This is a genomic window from Catenuloplanes sp. NPDC051500 (assembly GCF_044454585.1).
Classification (GTDB): domain Bacteria; phylum Actinomycetota; class Actinomycetes; order Mycobacteriales; family Micromonosporaceae; genus Catenuloplanes.
In genome coordinates, this window is record NZ_JBITDX010000033.1 from 30,055 (window position 1) to 48,747 (window position 18,693).

General features: G+C 69.6%; 16 protein-coding genes. 11 read left to right on the forward strand and 5 right to left on the reverse strand.

Annotation, left to right across the window (positions count from 1 at the left end):
* Nucleotides 1-232: 232 nt before the first annotated feature.
* Both ACIA8K_RS37965 and ACIA8K_RS37970 read left to right on the forward strand, forming a co-directional pair.
* On the forward strand, nt 233-853 hold the full coding sequence (locus tag ACIA8K_RS37965) for a hypothetical protein (protein WP_396068327.1): 621 nt from the start codon (nt 233-235) through the stop codon (nt 851-853).
* A 4-nt stretch (nt 854-857) separates the two neighbouring features.
* On the forward strand, nt 858-1,313 hold the full coding sequence (locus ACIA8K_RS37970; protein WP_396068328.1) for a hypothetical protein: 456 nt from the start codon (nt 858-860) through the stop codon (nt 1,311-1,313).
* A gap of 6 nt (nt 1,314-1,319) precedes the next feature.
* Here ACIA8K_RS37970 and ACIA8K_RS37975 read toward each other — a convergent pair whose 3' ends face one another.
* Nucleotides 1,320-2,888 carry a phytoene desaturase family protein gene (locus tag ACIA8K_RS37975; RefSeq protein WP_396068329.1) on the reverse strand — a complete coding sequence of 523 codons (1,569 nt, stop codon included), beginning with the start codon at nt 2,886-2,888 and terminating at the stop codon, nt 1,320-1,322.
* A gap of 9 nt (nt 2,889-2,897) precedes the next feature.
* Nucleotides 2,898-3,683, reverse strand: a complete 786-nt coding sequence (locus tag ACIA8K_RS37980; RefSeq protein ID WP_396068330.1) for a YhjD/YihY/BrkB family envelope integrity protein — start codon at nt 3,681-3,683, stop codon at nt 2,898-2,900.
* 48 nt (nt 3,684-3,731) lie between these two features.
* On the opposite strand from ACIA8K_RS37980, the gene ACIA8K_RS37985 reads away from it, so the two are divergent.
* The 5 genes from ACIA8K_RS37985 to ispG are packed head-to-tail and all read left to right on the forward strand — an operon-like array spanning nt 3,732 to nt 8,690.
* A complete protein-coding gene (locus ACIA8K_RS37985; protein WP_396068331.1) occupies nt 3,732-4,307 on the forward strand; it encodes a GNAT family N-acetyltransferase in 576 nt (191 codons plus the stop codon).
* Between the two features lie 30 nt (nt 4,308-4,337).
* On the forward strand, nt 4,338-4,943 hold the full coding sequence (locus tag ACIA8K_RS37990; RefSeq protein WP_396068332.1) for a Uma2 family endonuclease: 606 nt from the start codon (nt 4,338-4,340) through the stop codon (nt 4,941-4,943).
* 51 nt (nt 4,944-4,994) lie between these two features.
* Complete coding sequence (dxr, locus tag ACIA8K_RS37995; protein WP_396068333.1) at nt 4,995-6,230, forward strand: 1-deoxy-D-xylulose-5-phosphate reductoisomerase; 1,236 nt, start codon at nt 4,995-4,997, stop codon at nt 6,228-6,230.
* Nucleotides 6,230-7,495 (forward strand): M50 family metallopeptidase, encoded by a 1,266-nt coding sequence (locus ACIA8K_RS38000; protein ID WP_396068334.1) that lies wholly within the window; start codon nt 6,230-6,232, stop codon nt 7,493-7,495. Before dxr ends, ACIA8K_RS38000 begins: the two co-directional genes overlap by 1 nt.
* 16 nt (nt 7,496-7,511) lie before the next feature.
* The gene (gene ispG / locus ACIA8K_RS38005) at nt 7,512-8,690 is read left to right on the forward strand and encodes a flavodoxin-dependent (E)-4-hydroxy-3-methylbut-2-enyl-diphosphate synthase (RefSeq protein ID WP_396068335.1); all 1,179 of its coding nucleotides are present in this window, start codon (nt 7,512-7,514) and stop codon (nt 8,688-8,690) included.
* A gap of 137 nt (nt 8,691-8,827) precedes the next feature.
* On the opposite strand, the gene ACIA8K_RS38010 is transcribed toward ispG, so the two are convergent.
* Nucleotides 8,828-9,427, reverse strand: a complete 600-nt coding sequence (locus ACIA8K_RS38010) for a PadR family transcriptional regulator (protein WP_396068336.1) — start codon at nt 9,425-9,427, stop codon at nt 8,828-8,830.
* A 1,656-nt stretch (nt 9,428-11,083) separates the two neighbouring features.
* Here ACIA8K_RS38010 and ACIA8K_RS38015 point away from each other — a divergent pair.
* Nucleotides 11,084-11,551 (forward strand): GNAT family N-acetyltransferase, encoded by a 468-nt coding sequence (locus ACIA8K_RS38015; protein WP_396068337.1) that lies wholly within the window; start codon nt 11,084-11,086, stop codon nt 11,549-11,551.
* A gap of 138 nt (nt 11,552-11,689) precedes the next feature.
* Here the strand turns inward: ACIA8K_RS38015 and ACIA8K_RS38020 are convergent, their stop codons facing one another.
* Together ACIA8K_RS38020 and ACIA8K_RS38025 are read right to left on the reverse strand one after the other, a co-directional pair.
* Entirely contained in the window at nt 11,690-13,213 is a 1,524-nt protein-coding gene (locus ACIA8K_RS38020) for an arabinogalactan endo-beta-1,4-galactanase (RefSeq protein ID WP_396068338.1), read from the reverse strand.
* Nucleotides 13,214-13,324: 111 nt separating this feature from the next.
* Nucleotides 13,325-15,325: a beta-galactosidase gene (locus ACIA8K_RS38025; protein ID WP_396068339.1), complete on the reverse strand. Its 2,001-nt coding sequence runs from the start codon at nt 15,323-15,325 to the stop codon at nt 13,325-13,327.
* A 260-nt stretch (nt 15,326-15,585) separates the two neighbouring features.
* Here ACIA8K_RS38025 and ACIA8K_RS38030 point away from each other — a divergent pair, with 260 nt between their 5' ends.
* The 3 genes from ACIA8K_RS38030 to ACIA8K_RS38040 are packed head-to-tail and all read left to right on the forward strand — an operon-like array spanning nt 15,586 to nt 18,687.
* On the forward strand, nt 15,586-16,893 hold the full coding sequence (locus tag ACIA8K_RS38030; protein WP_396068340.1) for an ABC transporter substrate-binding protein: 1,308 nt from the start codon (nt 15,586-15,588) through the stop codon (nt 16,891-16,893).
* 1 nt (nt 16,894) lies between these two features.
* Nucleotides 16,895-17,827 carry a carbohydrate ABC transporter permease gene (locus ACIA8K_RS38035; RefSeq protein ID WP_396068341.1) on the forward strand — a complete coding sequence of 311 codons (933 nt, stop codon included), beginning with the start codon at nt 16,895-16,897 and terminating at the stop codon, nt 17,825-17,827.
* The gene (locus ACIA8K_RS38040; protein ID WP_396068342.1) at nt 17,824-18,687 is read left to right on the forward strand and encodes a carbohydrate ABC transporter permease; all 864 of its coding nucleotides are present in this window, start codon (nt 17,824-17,826) and stop codon (nt 18,685-18,687) included. Before ACIA8K_RS38035 ends, ACIA8K_RS38040 begins: the two co-directional genes overlap by 4 nt.
* Nucleotides 18,688-18,693 lie beyond the last annotated feature (6 nt).

Genomic DNA, 18,693 nt, shown 5'->3' on the forward strand with positions numbered 1-18,693 from the left:
CGTGGTGCAGCAGCGTTGCTCCCGCGGGCAAACCTTGCTTCGCACCAAGACTCCGCTTCGTGTCGCTTGCCGCTGCGCATCGGAGCCGGTTCCGCGCGGCGCGGGGAAAGCCCCGCGATTCCCGCGGCGCTTCCGGCGGCCGTGGCGCGTCCCGGGACGTTGTCCTATATCGATAGCATCGGCGGTCCGGGCCGCCCGATACTGGTGCGGCCCGTCGATGGAGGAGTTTCCCGTGGCCGAGAATCCCAGCCTGCGCGGTCTCGCGCTCTGGCTGCCGTTCCTGGGCGTCATTCTGGCCGCGGTGATCACCGGCGTGTTCGCGCTGCTCGCGAGCGGCGGCGGTACCAGCAACGCCGGCGCCCCGAGCACCACGGCCGGCACCACGCCGGCCAGCACCGTCACCGCCGGCCCGGCCGCCGCGCCGCCGGCCTCATCGCCCGCCACCACCCCGAGCGGGGCGGCGGAGATTCCCACCGAGCAGTTCAACCGGAAGATCACCCTGCAGGCCGGCGCCACCGACGACGCGATGGACCTGGACACGGTCCCGCCGCAGCTCTCCGAGGAGGACGCCGACAACGACGTGCTGCTGGAGACGGACATGCGGGAGTCCGTCGGCGACGTCGCCGATTTCGACGGCGGCGCACGGATCGCCAAGTGGAAGGGCGACGGCGTCCCGGACTACGCGCAGTGCCAGGACGCGGCCGCCACCCAGGGCATCAGGATCGTGGAGAACGTCAAGAAGGGCACCGTCCTCTGCGTGCGGACCAGCGAGGGCCGCACCGCGCGGCTGACCGTCAGCTCGTTCGAGGAGTTCCACAGCATGACGTTCGACACCGTCGTGTGGAGCAGGTAAGGACATGCGGTGGTGGCGGCGGCACACCTGGACCGGTGGGGAGGGCGGGGAGCTGCGGGACCGGCCGGCGGTGCGGGAGGCCATGTCCCGGGCTCCCGCCCGCTTCGGTGACCTCTTCGCCGGCCGTGGCTATCCCGACGCGTCCCTGTCCCGCCTCGACCTGCTCCTCGCGCTCTCGGTGACCACCACGGACGGCCGCCACTGGGGCTTCTGGCTCGGCGACGAGGCGAAGGCAGTCATCGACACCGGTAGCGACCTCGACCCCGAGGACCTGATGGAGACGGCGCTGCGGGCGCAGCCGGGCGTCGTCGCGGCCGAGCACGTGGAACGCGAGTGCTACGAGGTGCACCTGGACGCGCCGGTGCCCGCGGACCGGGCGCTCGCGCTCTATCTGGACGCGGTCGTCGACTCCCACGGTGAGCTTCGCCGCCGCTTGGGCCTGGACGAACCCGGTGCCTGACGCGCGTCACACACGCCCGAGGTCGGTCAGGATCGCCACGGCCGCGTTGTGGCCGGCCGCGCCGATCACGCTGCCGGCCGGGAACGTGCCGGCGCTGCCCGCGTAGAGGCCGTCCAGCCCGGTCGCGTACGGCATCCGGTCGGTGAACGACACCGTGTTGTCGACGTGGTGGATGTGGCCGCCGGTGATGCCGAAGTGCGACTCGATGCCGGGCGGTGTCAGCGGCACCACGTCCGCGACCAGGCCACGGGTGCCAGGCGCGTAGGACTCGCAGATGTCGAGCAGCCGGTCCACGTAGGACGGCAGCAGCGCGTCCCAGCCACCGGCCGGGGCGTAGGGCACTGACTGCACGAACAGCGCCGACGAATGGTGCCCGGCCGGGTCCTGCAGCGACGGGTCCACAGTGGTGTGCAGGTACCACTCGATTGTCGGCTCGGCCGGAAGCTCACCGGCGACCACCGAGGCCCACATCTCCCGCAGCGCCGTCATCGGCGCCCCACCGGACGCGGAGCCGGGCAGCAGGTGGATCGTGGCGCCGAACGGGCTCGGCGACCCCGGCGGCAGACAGGAGAACGACGGCAGCCCGGAGAGCGCCAGGTTCACCTTCATCGTGGTGCCCGGGCGGCGCACCGCCTCCATCCGGGTGACGAGCGACGAGGGCAGAGAACCAGGAGGAACCAGACCCATCAGCCGGTACGGGTCGCAGGCGCCGAGCACCACGGAGGCCGCGATGGACCGGCCGTCCGCAAGCGTCACGCCGGACACCGCGCCGCCGTCCACGGAGATCGCGCTCACCGGCGTACCCGCGAAGATCTTTGCTCCTGACGTGCGGGCTGCGGACGCGAACGTGGCGGAGACCGTGCCCATGCCACCCGCGGCGATCATCCAGGTGCCGTCCGCGCCCGGCAGCCGGCACATGTTGTGGGCCAGGAAGTTGTGGCCGGTGCCGGCGTCGTCCGGGCCCGCGTTGAGGCCGGACAGGCCGTCGGTCACCGCGTACATGGACACCAGCAGCTCGGAGCGGAAGTCGAAGCGGTCCAGGTAGTCCGCGACCGAGCCGCGCACCAGGTCGACGAAGATCTCCTGAAGCGACGCCCGGATGTAGCGGGACGCGGTCTCCTCCACGGACAGCGGCGGGGCCAGCCAGGCCGGCGCCAGATCGTCGCGCAACGCGGCCAGCTCGGCCTGCATCGCGTCGTCCGCCGCCACGTCCGCCGCCGAGAAGAAGTCGGTCAGCTGCGCGCGGGTGGCCGCCCGGTCACGGCCGAACAGCAGGTAGGGGCCGTGCGGTGCGGGCGTCGGCAGGAAGTAGTGCGGGTCCCGGCGCAGCACCGGGATGTCCACGTCAAGCGTGCGCAGCAGCTCCGGCGGCATCAGGCCGAGCAGGTACGAACCTGTGGAATGCCGCAACTCGGGCACGCGCGGGAACGGGGTCTCGGTACGCGCGGCGCCACCGAGCACCTCCGATGCCTCCAGCACCACCACGTCGAGGCCCGCGCGGGCCAGCAGGATCGCGGAGACCAGCCCGTTGTGCCCGGCCCCGACAATGATCACATCGGCTCTGGAGGGAATCATCAGCTCAGGTTAGGCGTCCGTGGCGGGTACCGGGCTTCTGCTCGCCGCAAATCCCGCGAGCACGATCACGTGGAACAGGTAGAGCCACAGGCCGACCGCGACCGCCGCGCCCACCGGGTCAAGGCCGCCGAACGGGATGCCCAGATCCAGCGGCAGCGAGCAGAACAGGATGAACCCGTGCAGGAAGCCGGACAGGTTCGCGGCCGTGAACGACCCGACCAGCACGGTCCGCACCCAGCCCGGCGACCGGCCCGGCGCCAGCCCCCGGTAGACCCAGATCAGCACCGGCGTCAGCGCCAGCCACACCGCGGTGAACGAGACCACAATGCCTCCGAATCGTGCCCATCCGCCCTGGTCGAAGAGGCGGGAGGCGTACGGGACGCAGGCCAGCGTCGCGGCCAGCAACCCTGGCGACGCCACAAGCAGCGGGAGCAGGAGCACCCGCCCGCGCCACCCGGTCATCGATTCGGCGCGCGGCCCGGACACCGACACGAACGCCCGCCGCAACCCTTCGCCGTAGAACGTGGCCGGCAGCAGCGACGCCAGCGCAAGCATCGGCGTCAGCCCAAGTCCCGCGTTCAGAAGTGCGGCGGCGGCCCGGTCCGCGCCGATCCGGTCCGGCAACGCCTCTATCGCCGGCGCGGCCAGCGCGCGCATCGCGTCCTCACCTGTCAGCACTGACGCGGCCCAGATCGCCAGCAGCGCCACAGGCACCACCGCGATCCCGCCGTAGTAGGTGATGGCGGCGGCATGCAACGCGAGATCCCGCCCCCGCAACGGCGTGAAAAGACCCATGGGCCTCTCTTTTCCCAGATGGCGTCCGGGCACGCTAGCGTCGGGCGGGTGGTGACGCTGCGAACAAATCGTTTGGAACTGCGAACCTGGCGTGCTGACGAATCCGACCTCGTACGGCTGCGCGACATCCGGTCCCGGCCGGAGGTGGCCGGCTGGCTCGCCGACCGCCGGCCCGTCACCGACCCGGCCGCGATCCTGGCGATGGTGGAGCGCTGGGAGTCGTTGTCCGCGCGGACCGGCGGCAGGTACGGAGTCTGGGCGATCCAGCCGCTCGGCACGGACACGGTGGCCGGCGGCGTGGTGCTGAAGCCGCTGCCCGGCCTGGACAACACCACCTACACCGCGGACATCGAGATCGGCTGGTTCCTGCACCCCGGCTCCTGGGGCCGCGGCTACGCGACCGAGGCGGCCCGCGCGCTGCTCGACCGCGAGCTGGCCGCCGGCGCCCCCGAGGTCTACGCGGTCATCTACCCCGGCAACACCGCCTCGGCCGCGGTCGCGACCCGCCTCGGCATGCGTCCGCTGGGTCTGCGGTCCGACCGCTGGTACGGCGGCACCCCGCTGGAAACGTTCGTGCGCACGAACGAGCGACAGGGCGGCGCGGGCAGGCCTGCTTCGACATGATGTTCCGCGCAGAGGGAGAGCGGAGGTCACATGGAAGTCAGGTCGATCGAAGAGTCCGAGGCCCCGGTCGTACCCTCGCTGCGTTGGCTTGGTCTTTGTGACGAGCCGTGGACCTCTGCGCGCGCTTTGGAGCTGCTGCCCGAGACCAACGGGCCACGGGTCGAGGCTTTCCGCGGAAGCGTGGTCGTCAGCCCGCGTGGCGGGACCGATCACCAGATCATCAAGCTCGAACTGACCCTTCGACTGAAGCAGGTGGCCCGGCCGGCAGGCTTTTTCGTCTATCACGCGGTGAACGTGATCTCGGGCGACGACCTCTTCATTCCTGACGTCGTGATTCTTCGCGAGGCTGGCGCAGGCAAGACGAGCATGCAGATCGAGTCTGCGGTGCTGCTAGGCGAGATCGTGTCTCCCGGAAACCGCCGCAAGGACGTCATTGACCGCCCCAAGGAGTACGCGGCGGCGGGCGTCCCGTTCTTCCTTCGGGTCGACTTCCGCAACCGGGTCCCGGCGGTCACGCTGTTCGCGCTGGAGGACGGCGAGTACCAGCCGCTCGTCGCGGCCGCCGCCGGCACGATGTTCGTGATGAAGGAGCCATTCGCCGTCGAGTTCGACCCCGCCGACCTGCTCGACGAGTAACCACCCCGGGCGCTCAGCGGGCTTCCAGGATCGGTGGGGGAGAATGGGGGCGTGAGTTCGCCTCGGCACATCGTTCTGCTCGGTTCGACCGGGTCCATCGGCACGCAGGCCATCGACATCGTGGTGCGCAACCCCGACCGCTTCCGGGTCGTCGCGGTCGGCGCGGGCGGCGGTAACGTCGAGCTGCTGGCCCGGCAAGCGCTCGAGCTCGGCGTGGAGGTCGTCGGTGTGGCCAAGGCCACCGCCGCACAGGACCTGACGCTAGCCTTCTACGCGGAGGCCTCCCGGCGCGGCTGGACAAGCGGTGAGTTCAAGATCCCGAAGATCGTGGCCGGGCCGGACGCGATGACGCGGCTGGCCGAGTTGCCGTGCGACATCGTGCTCAACGGCGTGGTCGGCTCGCTCGGCCTGGCGCCGACGCTCGCCGCGCTCAAGCACGGTCGCACGCTTGCGCTTGCGAACAAGGAGTCGCTTGTCGCGGGCGGCTCGCTGGTCCGCGCCGCGATCCAGCGCCCGGATCAGATCGTGGCTGTCGACTCGGAGCACTCCGCGCTTGCCCAGTGCCTGCGCGGCGGCAGCGCCGACGAGGTGCACAAGCTGATTCTGACCGCGAGCGGTGGCCCGTTCCGGGGCCGCAAGAGGCACGAACTGCAGGACGTGACGCCGAAGCAGGCGCTCGCGCACCCGACCTGGGACATGGGCCCGGTCATCACGATGAACTCGGCCACCCTCGTCAACAAGGGCCTTGAGGTGATCGAGGCGCACGAGCTGTACGGCATCCCGTACGACCGGATCGAGGTCGTCGTCCACCCGCAGTCGATGATCCACTCGATGGTCGAGTTCGTGGACGGTTCGACGCTCACCCAGGCGAGCCCGCCGGACATGCGGCTGCCGATCGCGCTGGCGCTGGGCTGGCCGGAGCGGGTGCCGGGCGCGGCGAAACCAGTCGACTGGAGCACCGCGAGCGCCTGGACGTTCGAGCCGCTTGACGACGAGGCGTTCCCGGCCGTGGCGCTGGCCAAGAAGGCGGGCAGCGAGGGCCGGTGCCGCCCGGCGGTCTACAACGCGGCGAACGAGGAGTGCGTGGCCGCGTTCGCGCGTGGCGGCCTGCCGTACCTGGGCATCGTCGACACCGTCCGGGACGTCCTCGCGGAGGCACCCGACTTCGGGGAACCGGGTACCGTCGACGACGTGCTTTCCGCTGAGGCCTGGGCGCGGACGCGAAGCCGAGAGATCATTGCCACCATGAGCGCCGGGAGCCCGGCGAGCGTGACCGGGGGAGCCTGATGGGTTGGATGTTCTGGGTCGGCGTGCTGGTCTTCGCGATCGGCCTGATCCTTTCGCTCGCCCTGCACGAGGCCGGCCACATGTGGTCGGCACAGCTGTTCAAGATGAAGGTCACCCGGTTCTTCATCGGCTTCGGCCCGACGCTGTTCTCGTTCCGGCGAGGTGAGATCGAGTACGGCGTGAAGGCCATCCCGGCCGGCGCGTTCGTCAAGATCGTCGGCATGGTCCCGCAGGACGACGACGTCGAGCCCGGCGACGAGCCGCGCGCGATGTGGCGGCAGGCGCTCTGGAAGCGCACGATCGTCATGGCCGCCGGTTCCGCCATGCACTTCGCGCTGGGCACGGTGCTGCTCTGGGGCACGTTCGCGTTCATCCCGTTCAGCAACGCGGCCAAGGTCGACGAGGTCCGCCCCGAGGTCGCCTCGATCTCCGAGTGCACCACCCCGAAGATCGTGGTCGAGAACAAGAAGCAGGTCGTGTGCGACCCGGCGACCAGCCCGCCGAGCGCGGCGAAGGCGGCCGGCCTGCAGCCTGGTGACGTGATCACCGCGGTGAACGGGACGGCGGTGACCGGCTGGGCGCAGATGAGCGCGCTGGTCCGGGCGGCCGGCGGCAAGTCGACCACGCTGACGTTCGAGCGGGGCGGCGTGTCGCAGACCGCCACGGTCACCATCCCGCTGGCCGAGAAGGTCAAGCAGGACTCGGATGTGGAGACGGTCGAGCAGATCACGCCTGATGACATCGAGACGGTCGGTGTGCTCGGCATCTCCCCGGTGATCCCGAAGACGGTGGCCGGCCCCGGTGCTGCGTTCGGGCTCACGTACCACGGCGTGATCGACATGGTGCAGGGCACGTTCGAGTCGCTGAAGCGCATCCCGGAGAAGATCCCGCTGCTCTGGGCCGCGATCGTCGGCGAGGAGCGCGACCCGGAGACGCCGATCAGCGTGCTCGGCGCGACCCGGCTCGGCGGCGAACTCGTCGAGCGCCAGGAGTACGCGGTCGCGCTCAACCTGCTTGTCGTGCTCAACTTCTTCATCGGCATCTTCAACCTGCTGCCGCTGCTCCCGCTGGACGGCGGCCACATCGCGATCTCCTGGTTCGAGCGCGTCCGGTCGTGGCTCTACGCGCGCCTCGGCAAGCCCGACCCGGGCCGGGTGGACTACTTCAAGCTGATGCCGTTGACCTACGTGGTCATCCTCATCTTCGGGGCGTTCACGCTGCTCACGCTGACCGCCGATATCGTCAACCCGATCACTCTGAACTGAGTCGAAGGACAGCCTTGTGACCGCCATCAGTCTCGGAATGCCCGCCGTTCCCCCGCCGCCGCTCGCCCCCCGCCGCGCCAGCCGGCAGATCATGGTCGGCTCCGTCCCGGTCGGCGGCGGCGCCCCGGTGAGCGTGCAGTCGATGACCACCACGCTGACGTCCGACATCAACGCCACGCTGCAGCAGATCGCGGAGCTGACCGCGTCCGGCTGTCAGATCGTGCGCGTCGCCGTACCCTCGCAGGACGATGTTCTTGCTCTTCCCGCGATCGCCAAGAAGTCGCAGCTTCCGGTGATCGCGGACATCCACTTCCAGCCGAAGTACGTGTTCGCCGCGATCGACGCGGGCTGCGCGGCCGTCCGGGTCAACCCGGGCAACATCCGCCAGTTCGACGACAAGGTCAAGGAGATCGCGAAGGCGGCCGGCGACGCGAAGGTCCCGATCCGGATCGGCGTCAATGCCGGCTCGCTGGACAAGCGCCTGCTTGAGAAGTACGGCAGGGCCACCGCGGAGGCGCTCGTCGAGTCCGCGCTGTGGGAGTGCTCGCTGTTCGAGGAGCACGGCTTCCGGGACATCAAGATCTCGGTCAAGCACAACGACCCGGTCGTCATGATCCGGGCGTACCGGCAGCTCGCCGAGCAGTGCGACTACCCGCTGCACCTGGGCGTGACCGAGGCGGGCCCGTCCTTCCAGGGCACGATCAAGTCCGCCGTCGCGTTCGGCGCACTGCTTGCCGAGGGCATCGGTGACACGATCCGCGTCTCCCTCTCCGCACCGCCGGTCGAGGAGATCAAGGTCGGCAACCAGATCCTCGAGTCGCTTGGCCTGCGCGAGCGCGGCCTGGAGATCGTCTCCTGCCCGTCCTGCGGTCGCGCGCAGGTCGACGTCTACACGCTCGCCGAGCAGGTCACGGCCGCGCTCGACGGCTTCCCCGCGCCGCTGCGCGTGGCGGTCATGGGCTGCGTCGTAAACGGTCCCGGCGAGGCCCGCGAGGCCGACCTGGGCGTCGCGTCCGGCAACGGCAAGGGCCAGATCTTCGTCAAGGGCCAGGTCATCAAGACCGTGCCGGAGTCGATGATCGTCGAGACGCTTGTCGAGGAGGCGCTGCGCCTCGCCGACGAGATGGGCACGGACCTGCCGGAGGAGCTCCGCGACCTGCTCCCCGCCACGAAGCCGATCGTGACAGTGCACTAGTTATCCTTCAGGGCGAAGCCCCGGGCCTGCTTCCACCAGGCCCGGGGCTTCACTCATTTCCTGCCTTGCTTGAGGCGCCGGCCTTGCTTGAGGCGCCGGCCTTGCTTGAGGCGCCGGCCTTGCTTGAGGCGCCGGCCTCACTCGGATTCGGCGAGGATCGCGTACAGCTTGCGCTTGGTCTCGGTCAGGATCTCCAGCGCCGCCTGACGCTGCTCCGGCGTGCCGTTGACCCCGACCTCCTTGAGCGCGTTCATGATCCCGAACGCGGCCTGCCGGAAGTCGTGCGCCTGCGACACGTGCTCGTCGCCGAACTCGGCCCACGGCGGGTTCTCCGCCGCGGTCGTCGCGGCCTCCCGCCCGGTGTCGGTGAGCGTGTACCGCTTACGCCCGCCGTCCGTCTCCGCGACGATCAGGCCCTCGTCCTCAAGCAGTTGCAGCGTCGGGTAAACCGACCCCGGACTCGGCTTCCAGATGCCGCCGGTCCGCTGCTCCAGCTCCTGGATCATCTCGTACCCGTGCATCGGCCGCTCGATCAGCAACGCCAGCACCGCCGCGCGCACACTCCGCCCACGGCCGCCGCGCCCACGCCCACGATGCCCCTCCGGCCCGTGGTGCGGACCGCCGTGCCCAGGCCCGTGCCCCGGCCCCCACGGCCCCATGCCCGGCCCGAACGGCGGAAAGCCGAACCCCCGCCGCCGCGCCTCGTCTCCCCAGAACTCCCTGGCAAAACCCCTCATGACTCTTCTCCGTCCCACCGACCAGACTGTCGGCGTGTTGTCGTTGATAGTTCGACGATATATCGGAAACGTATCGCCGCCAACCCCGAGAAAAACCCTGAAGGTCAAACCCTGACTTTCCCGCTCCCGCGGCGGTCCGGCCCGCACGCTCCCGCGGGCAAACCGGAGCGCCGGGCTCCGCTGGCGCTCCGCACGCCGCTCCGGAGCCGTTCCCGCCGCGCCAGAACCACACCCGGGGCGCAGTTCATCCGGCAATTCGTTCCCACTGCTGCCCGTTGGCGTGCCACGGTCCGGGGCTGACGATCGAAGCGCTGCCATCGGGCCCGGGAGTGTGGCGGGTTGTTCCGGCTGGCCAGCGGTCTCGCGGCCCGCGGGGCAGCGCGGTCATCGTCTAAGCGGCGGCTGGTCCTGGGCGGCTGCGGTCTGGGCGGTCGCACGGGCCGTCTCCGAGACAGCGGGTGTCGCGGGCGGGTCGGTTGATCTTGGCCTGGGTGGTTGCAAGGGCTGGCACCGGAGTCGGCGGGTGGTGGGAGGGCGGTTGGTTTCGGCTTGGGTGGTTGCAAGGGCTGGCGCCGGAGCCGGGGGCTGGCGGGAGGGCGGTTGATCTCGGCTTGGGTGGTCGCAAGGGCCGGCATCGGAGCCGGCGGCTGGCGGCAGGGCGGTTGGTTTCAGATTGGGTGGTCGCAAGGGCTGGCACCGAAGCTGGTGGCTGGCGGGAGAGCGGACGATCTCGGCCTGGGTCGTCGCAAGGGCAGTCATCGAAGCCGAGAGCTGCCGAAGGGTCAGTCGATCTTTCCTCTCGTGTGTCGCCGCGCCAGAGGCAACGGCAGCTCGGGCACTTCGCGCCGAGATTGGTTCGTTGTGCGGGATTTCGCGTCCATCTGACGGGATGCAAGATCCTTGCGGCTCTGGTGGCCCTTATCGCGCTCGGATAAGGGCCACCAGAGCCGCAAGGATCTTGATGTGGGTCTTGCTGATCTTGCGGCGTCAGGATGAACGCGCAAGGAGGCACCTATATGACGAAATGTCGGGCTCGGCGCTCGAAACGTGGACACTGGTCGCGTGCCTCCATGAGGCGGATCGTGAGTGGGGGTTGGGTCCTGACATCTTCGGATCCGATGTGACTTCGCGTTGGTGTCCGGCCTTGAGGCCTGCTGAAGTGCCGCGATCGGCTCGCGCACCTGTGAAACTCGCGGCCTCGGTGCCCGTCCTTGCGCCGGCCCAGGCCGGGATCACCGGCCTTACCGCCACCCCCCAGCTCCGGTGCCGGTCCTTGCGGCCGCCCAGGCCGAAACCAACCGCCCTGCTGCCAGCCGCCGGCTCCGGTGCCAGCCCTTGCAACCACCCAGGCCGCAGCCGCCACACCCGCTGCCTCGGTACCGGCCCTTGCGACCTCCCAGGCGCGGCCGCCTCGACCCGCAGCCGCTGAGACGACGGCCGTGCTGCTCTCGCGCTCTGTAAGCGCGACGACCAGCCAAACGACTCAGCACGCCCCAGCGAATTCGATCATGGATCCCCAAACGGCCGGATGCGAGGAGCAACAGGCTGGTAAGCAGAGCAAAGGCGCCCGGAATGTCCAGCGGCAAAGCGCGCGAAAGCAATATTCCAGACATCGGCATCGAGGAAGCGCCGGTGGCCGGGACGACAATTGCTGCCATGAGTGATGAGGTGAGCCTGCGCGACGTCACCGAGGCCGACCTGGAGACGTTCTACGAGCAGCAGCTGGACCCGGAGGCGGCCGACCTGGCGAACTTTCCGTCCCGCGACCGTGAGACGTTCATGAACCACTGGACCACGAGGGTTCTCGGCGACCCGGCCAACCTCCTCCGGGCCGTCTCCGTCGACGGCGCGACCGCCGGCAACATCGTCGCCTGGTGGGAGGAGGATCGCCGCTTCATCGGCTACTGGTTCGGCCGTGCCTGGTGGGGCCGCGGCATCGGCACGGCGGCGCTGGCACTGTTCCTGGCCGAGGAGCGGACCCGCCCGCTCTACGCCGATCCGTTCGAGGGCAACGCCGGCTCGGTCCGGCTCCTGGAGAAGACCGGCTTCCGCCGCGACGGCGTCATCACGCACGGCGGCAAGACGCATCTCCTGTTCGTCCTGGACCCGCCGATCGGCAACTGACCACCGGCGCCTGGATGGCGACGTCTCGGTGGTGCCTGAGGCCAGTTCGGCACGAGCCGGTGCCTCGCTGGCCCAGGCGAGGTGAGCATGGAAAGCAACCATGAAGTCCGTGCAGCACACACCGAGGCAGGACGGACTTCAGAAGCGGGTGAAGACCTTCAGCGCGGGCAGCGCCCTGCCTGAGTAGTCGAACAGGGCCTGGTTCTCCCAGCCGTCACCGGATGCGGGGTCTGCGGGGTCCCAGCCGGCTCCGGGGACCGCGGTCCAGGTGGGCTCCCAGTAGAAGACGCCGAGCGCGCCGGGAACGCCGTCGACCACGGTCAGGAGGTCGCGAAGCGCGTCGGACTGGCCTTGTGGCGTGGCGGGGTAACCGCCGGTCGCGGCCAGGGAGGCGTTGAAGATGTTCGTCTCGTGGTCGTGCTCGGCGAGCGTGAACCCGTAGGCCGTCTCCGCGACCAGGACGGGCTTGCCGTACCGCGCGGAGAGGTCGTTGAGGTTGGCCTGGAGCGCGCCGAGCGTGCCGTGCCAGTAGACGTAGTGCGAGACCGCTATCACGTCGAACGGGACGCCGCGCGAGACGGCCTGGTCGAACCACCAGCGGTGCCCGCCGTTGTTGCCGCCCTCGGCGAGGTGCAGCACGACCTGGGTGGACGGTGACGCGTCCTTGACCGCCGTGCTGCCGGCGGTGAGCAGCGCGGCGAGGCCGTCCCAGTTGTCCCAGCGGCCGTCCGGCCAGAGGAGACCGCCGTTGATTTCGTTGCCGACCTGCGCCAGGTCTGCGGGGGTGCCCTGGGCCCGCAGCGCGGACAGGACCGAGAACGTGTGGTCGTAGACCGCCTGCCGCAGCCCGTCGAACGGCAGTGCGGCCCAGGCGGCGGGCTTGTTCTGCTTGCCGGGGTCGGCCCACGCGTCCGAGTAGTGGAAGTCGATGAGCAGTTTTTGCCCGGCCTCGTGTGCCCGCCGCGCCTTTGCGAGCGTGTCGGCCTGGTTGTTGTAGCCGTCGGCCGGGTCGACCCAGACCTTGAGCCGGATGTAGTTGACGTCGTTCGCGGCCAGCAGGCGGAACGGGTCCCGGCGCGGCCCGGAGAAGTCCCGGTAGACGGCGCCGTGGTCCTCGTTCTTCGTCACGTGTGAGACGTCCGCGCCGCGGATCGCCAGGCCGGACGCGCCGGACCCGGGGCCGAACGACAGCGCGTCGAAGTGCGTCCACTGCCCGGCGAGCGCGGTGGAGTGAAGCACGATCGTGCACCGGCCGCCGGTCACGGTGACGGTGACGGCAAGCCGGACCCAGGCATCGCCGGTACGCGGGATCGAGGCCCGCCGCTCCGAGGGGCCGCAGTTGCGAAGTGAGACGTACGCGTCCGGCTGGTTGCCGTCCGACCGCACGCGCAGGCTGAGCGTGTGCGGCCCGCGCGCGAGCCCGGTGACGGCCTGGGTGGTTTCCACCCGGTACGCGGAGGAGGCCGAGTGGGTGAGCCGGGTGCTCCCCTCGAAGCCGCCGGTCTCGGTGAACGAGGCGTCCCGGCTGCCGCTCTCCGACCAGCCGGCGAGCCCGGACTCGAAGCCGGCGTTGGAGATCCCGGAGGAAGCGAGCGCGGGAGCGGAGAAGCCGAGCACCAGCCCGAGTGAGAGCAAAGAGACGAGAACGGGTCTGCGAAGCATGACGGCTCCTAGGATTTCTGTGAGCGCTCACAGACGCATCGACAGGCACATTGCCACGAAATGTCGACGCAACACTGTGAGCGCTCACGGAACCATTCATGTGGATCGCTGTCAAGGGTGGGCGTGCAGCACCCGCACCTCACCGGCAGGCACCACGACGCCGTCCACGCAGGCGTCGCCGCTGCGCACCTCCACACCGGACCCGGGCAGGGTGAGTGCCGCGGCGGTGTGGTTGAGCGCGACCACGTACTCGCCGCGCCGCACCACCTCCAGGCCGGCCGGCAGGTCACGCGCGGGCAGCCCGAGCGCGCCCACGAACGCGTCGAGCGACGCGCCGTTCAGCCGGGTGGAGACGTAGATCGCCCGCCCGGCCCCGTACTCGTGCGTGGTGATCGCGGGCAGTCCGGCCGCCGGGCCGTCGAGGTAGGACGCGAGCACTGTGGCGCCGTCAAGCCGCACCCGCTCCGCCCACAGATCGCCGGTCAGTCCGGAGTCGAGCGTGACCGTCTCGTCCGCGTGCAGGGGCAGGAACTCGTCCACCCGCAGGCCGAGTACGTCCCGCAGCGCGCCCGGGTGCGGACCGGGGTGCACCGCGTCGTTCTCGTCCACGATCCCGGAGAAGTAGGAGACGACGAGCGTGCCGCCGCCGGCCACGTACTCGCGCAGGTTCGCGGCGTCCGACGTGGTCAGCAGGTAGCTGGCCGGGGCGATGACCATCGGGTAGCCGGCCAGGGAGCCGGAGGCCCGCGCGAAGTCGACTGTCAGGTGCCGCCGCCACAGCGCCTCGTAGAACGCCTCCTGCCGCTCCCGGAACGCGAGCTCGGACGACGGCCGCCACGGCAGTTCCAGCGCCCACCAGGACTCCCAGTCCCAGAGCATCGCCACGTCCGCGGCGACCGGCGTGCCGCGCAGCGGGGACAGAGTGGACAGTGTGGCGCCGAGTGCGACCACGTCCTGCCAGGTCTGGGTGTCGGTTCCACCGTGCGGCAGCATCGCGGAGTGGAACTTCTCGGCGCCGTAGCGGGAGGCACGCCACTGGAAGAACATGATCCCGTCCGCGCCCCGGGCCAGGTGCGCGAGGCTGTTGCGTACCATCTCGCCCTGTTTCTTGGCGATGTTGCGGGGTTGCCAGTTGACCGAGCCGGTGGAGTGTTCCATCAGCAGCCACGGCGCGCCGCCGGCCACGGAGCGGGTGAGGTCCGCGCACATGGACAGCTCGATGTGGTTGTCCGGGCGTTCGGCCTGGAGGTAGTGGTCGTTGGAGACCAGGTCGACCTCGGCCGCCCAGGTCCAGTAGTCGATGTTCTTGCAGTTCGCAAGCATGAAGTTGGTGGTCACCGGGATGCCTGGGGACAGCGTGTGCAGGATGTCCCGCTCGCGGCGGAAGTTGTCCAGGTGCGCGTCGGAGGAGAAGCGGTAGTAGTCCAGCTCCTGCGCCGGGTTGACAGCTGTCGGCGCCGTGATCGGCGGCTCGATCTCGTCCCAGTCGGAGTAGCGCTGGCTCCAGAACGCGGTACCCCAGGCGGCATTCAACGCCTCTAAAGTCCGATATTTCGTGATCAGCCAGGTACGGAACGCCGCGGCCGACCCGGGGCAGTAGCAGATCCCGTTCGCGCCCCCGTATTCGTTGTGCGCGTGCCACAGCACCACCGCCGGATGCGCGGCATAGCGCCGCGCCAGTGACGTGGTGATCGCGGCGGCCGCCGACGCGTACTCCGGCGAGCTGGGACAGAACGTCTGCCGTGCGCCACCGCCCAGCGGCGTCCCCTGGACGGTCATCGGCCGCGCGGACGGAAAGGCGCGCAGGAACCACGGCGGCGGAGCGGCGGTCGGCGTCGCCAGGTCCACCGCGATCCCGTGCGTGTGCAACAGGTCGAGCAGCCGGTCCAGCCACTCAAAGGTGAACACGCCCGGCCGCGGCTCAAGCATCGCCCAGCTGAAGATGCCGACGCTGACCAGGTTGACGCCGGCCTCGCGCATCAGCGCCACGTCCTCGGCCCACACCTCCTCCGGCCACTGCTCCGGGTTGTAGTCGCCGCCGTAGGCGATCCGGTCCAATCGGGGGATGAGCGGCGCGGCCTGCGGGACCGCCAACTGAGAGACCTGGACCATGTGCGGCTCCGAACTGTGAACGCTCCCAACGTACTCAGCGCATGATTGCACAGCTTTGAACAGCGCTGCCAACAGCAAAAGTGGCCCTTGACACTGTGCGATGTGCGCGCCAGGCTGTGAGCGCTCACAGTTGTTTCCAGCCAGTCACGCACCGGTAACGCCGGCATCCCACGGGCACCCGTGAAGCCGGCCCGGTTCTCACGTCGCAGGTAGGCCGCCTTGCTCGCGAGGCGAAACCGCACGTCATAGAAAGGCTCCCGATGAGGCCTTCGATAGGTAAGACCCTCGCCGCCGCCGCGCTGGCGACCACCCTGCTCGCGACCGCCGCCTGCTCCGGCGGCGACGACGGCGCGGAGGCCGAGCCGACCGGCCCGGTCGAGCTGAGCTTCTGGTCCTGGGCGCCCGGCATCGAGAAGACCGTCGACCTGTGGAACCAGCAGAACCCCGAGATCAAGGTCGTGCTGAGCAAGCAGGCCGGCGGTGCGGACATCGTCACCAAGCTGCTCACCGCCGCGAAGGCCGGCAACCCGCCGGACCTGGCCCAGGTCGAGTACCAGTCGCTGCCCACGCTTGTCAGCAACGACGTGCTCGCGAACATCGCTGACCAGGCCGGTGCGGCGAAGGACAAGTTTCCCGCGGGCGCCTGGCAGCAGGTCACGCTCGGCACGGACGCGGTCTACGCGATCCCGCAGGACTCCGGGCCGATGATGCTCTACTACCGCGAGGACATCTTCAAGGAACTCGGCCTGACCGTGCCGAAGACCTGGGACGAGTTCGCCGCCACCGCCCGCACGGTCCGGCAGAAGGACAGCGCGAAGTACCTGACCACGTTCTCCGCGGCGGACCCGGGCTGGTTCGCCGGGCTGGCCCAGCAGGCGGGCGCGTCCTGGTGGGGCATCGACGGCGAGACCTGGAAGGTGTCAGTCAACGACGCAGCCACGAAGAAGGTCGCGGACTACTGGGGCGGCCTGGTCAACGAGGGCGCGGTCTCCGGCAACCCGATGTACACGCCGGAGTGGAACAAGGCGCTCAACGACGGCACGATCATCGCCTGGCCGAGCGCGGTCTGGGGCCCCGGCGTGCTTGAGGGCAACGCGCCCGACACCAAGAGCAAGTGGGCGATGGCGCCGCTGCCGCAGTGGGCCGCCGGGGAGAACAAGACCGGCAACTGGGGCGGCTCGTCGACAGGCGTGACCGAGGCGTCGAAGCACAAGACCGCAGCAGTCACGTTCGCCACCTGGATGAACACCGAGACCGCCGCGACCGACTCGCTGATCACCTCGGGCGCGATCTACCCGGCCGCCACCGCGGCGCAGTCCAGCCAGCACCTCCAGGCGCCGCCGGCGTTCTTTCCGCAGCAGGCCGACTTCTACACGTCGGCGAAGTCGATAGCGGGCGGCGCGGCCGGCTTCACCTGGGGCCCGAACGTGAACGTCACCTACGACACGTACAAGGACGCGTTCGCCAAGGCGATCACCGGCAAGACGCCGTTCTCCGGCGCGCTTGACGCGATGCAGTCGGCCACCGTCGCCGACATGCAGAAAAACGGCTTCACGGTCGCCGGCTGAGATGAGCACAACGGCCAGCAAAGGCCGGAAGGGTACGGCGCCCCGCGGGGTGCCGTACCTCTTCCTCGCCCCGGCGATCATCCTGTTCACGCTCTTCCTGCTGCTGCCGATCGGCTACGCGATCTACCTCAGCTTCCGCCAGGTCAAGGTCAGCGGGCTCGGCCTCGGGAAGAAGTCCCGCACCGAGATCTGGGCGGGCCTCGACAACTACGCGACCGCGCTCGGCGACCCGGACCTGCTCGGCAGCGCGGTGCGGGTGCTGCTCTACGGCCTGGTGCTGATCCCGATCATGCTGGGCCTGGCGCTGCTCTTCGCGCTGCTGCTCGACGCGCCTCGGGTGCGGTTCGGCAGGTTCGCCAAGCTGGCGATCTTCCTGCCCTACGCGGTGCCCGGCGTGATCGCCAGCATGCTCTGGGGCTTCCTCTACCTGCCCGCGGTCAGCCCGTTCAACGACATCCTCGGCGGCCTCGGCCTGCCCGAGCCGGACCCGCTCAACGGCGGCTCGGTCTTCTTCGCGATCGTCAACATCGCGGTCTGGGGCGGCGTCGGCTTCAACATGATCGTGCTGTTCACCTCGCTGCGCGCGGTGCCGGGCGAGATCTACGAGTCCGCGTCGATCGACGGCGCGTCCGACCTGCAGATCGCGCTGCGCATCAAGATCCCGCTGCTGATGCCCTCACTGATCATGACGACTGTCTTCTCGCTGATCGCCACGCTCCAGGTCTTCACGGAGCCGCTGACGATCCGCTCGCTCACCAACTCCATCTCGTCCTCGTGGACGCCGCTGATGAAGGTCTACCGCGACGCGTTCTCGCAGAACGACATCTACTCGGCCGCGGCCAGCTCGGTCGTCATCGCGCTTGTGACGCTGCTGCTGTCCTTCGGCTTCCTCCGCCTGGTCTCGCGCCAGGCCTTCGGCGGTGAGAACAGATGACACATCACAACCCCGCCACGGTACGGGTGGGAGCGCGCAGGCGTACCCCCTGGCTGGGCTCGTCGATCTTGATGTTGGGTGCGATCTACTGCCTGCTGCCGATCGCCTGGGTGGTCGCCGCGTCGACGAAGAACGGGTCGGACCTGTTCACCACGTTCACGTTCGCGCCCGGCACCGGCTTCGTGGAGAACCTGACCGATCTCAGCGCGGGCGGCCTCTACTGGCGCTGGCTGCTGAACACCGCGCTCTACGCGGGCGTCGGCGGGCTGCTCTCCGCGCTTGTCTCAGGCATCTCCGGCTACACGCTCGCCAAGTACCGGTTCGCCGGGCGGAACGCGATCTTCAACGTGCTGCTGGCCGGCGTGCTCGTACCCGGCATCACGCTCGCCATCCCGCAGTACCTGCTGCTGGCCAAAATCGGGCTGACCGACACCTACCTGTCGGTGCTGCTCCCGCAGATCATCAGCCCGTACGGCATCTACCTCGCCCGGATCTACGCGGCCGCGGCCGTGCCGGACACCGTGGTCGAGGCCGCGCGCACGGACGGGGCCGGCGAGTTCCGGATCTTCTCCCGGATCGGGCTGCCGATGATGGTCCCCGGGCTGGTGACCGTCTTCCTGTTCCAGTTCGTCGCGATCTGGAACAACTTCCTGCTGCCGTTCATCATGCTCTCCTCGGACAGCAAGTTCCCGGTCACGGTGGGCCTGTTCACGCTGCTCAACCAGGGTTCGACGGTGCCGGCGCTGTACAGCCAGGTGATCATCGGGTCGCTGCTGTCGATCGTGCCGCTGATCGCGCTCTTCCTGACGCTCCAGCGGTACTGGCGGACCGACCTGATCTCGGGCGCGGTGAAAGGCTGATGCGCC

Coding starts and splice junctions, on each gene's coding strand:
- ACIA8K_RS37970 (WP_396068328.1), top strand. CDS start 858: ATGCGGTGGTGGCGGCGGCACACCTGGACCGGTGGGGAGGGCGGGGAG.
- ACIA8K_RS37975 (WP_396068329.1), bottom strand. CDS start 2,888: ATGATTCCCTCCAGAGCCGATGTGATCATTGTCGGGGCCGGGCACAAC.
- ACIA8K_RS37980 (WP_396068330.1), bottom strand. CDS start 3,683: ATGGGTCTTTTCACGCCGTTGCGGGGGCGGGATCTCGCGTTGCATGCC.
- ACIA8K_RS37990 (WP_396068332.1), top strand. CDS start 4,338: ATGGAAGTCAGGTCGATCGAAGAGTCCGAGGCCCCGGTCGTACCCTCG.
- ACIA8K_RS38000 (WP_396068334.1), top strand. CDS start 6,230: ATGGGTTGGATGTTCTGGGTCGGCGTGCTGGTCTTCGCGATCGGCCTG.
- ACIA8K_RS38010 (WP_396068336.1), bottom strand. CDS start 9,427: ATGAGGGGTTTTGCCAGGGAGTTCTGGGGAGACGAGGCGCGGCGGCGG.
- ACIA8K_RS38015 (WP_396068337.1), top strand. CDS start 11,084: ATGAGTGATGAGGTGAGCCTGCGCGACGTCACCGAGGCCGACCTGGAG.
- ACIA8K_RS38020 (WP_396068338.1), bottom strand. CDS start 13,213: ATGCTTCGCAGACCCGTTCTCGTCTCTTTGCTCTCACTCGGGCTGGTG.
- ACIA8K_RS38025 (WP_396068339.1), bottom strand. CDS start 15,325: ATGGTCCAGGTCTCTCAGTTGGCGGTCCCGCAGGCCGCGCCGCTCATC.
- ACIA8K_RS38030 (WP_396068340.1), top strand. CDS start 15,586: ATGAGGCCTTCGATAGGTAAGACCCTCGCCGCCGCCGCGCTGGCGACC.
- ACIA8K_RS38035 (WP_396068341.1), top strand. CDS start 16,895: ATGAGCACAACGGCCAGCAAAGGCCGGAAGGGTACGGCGCCCCGCGGG.
- ACIA8K_RS38040 (WP_396068342.1), top strand. CDS start 17,824: ATGACACATCACAACCCCGCCACGGTACGGGTGGGAGCGCGCAGGCGT.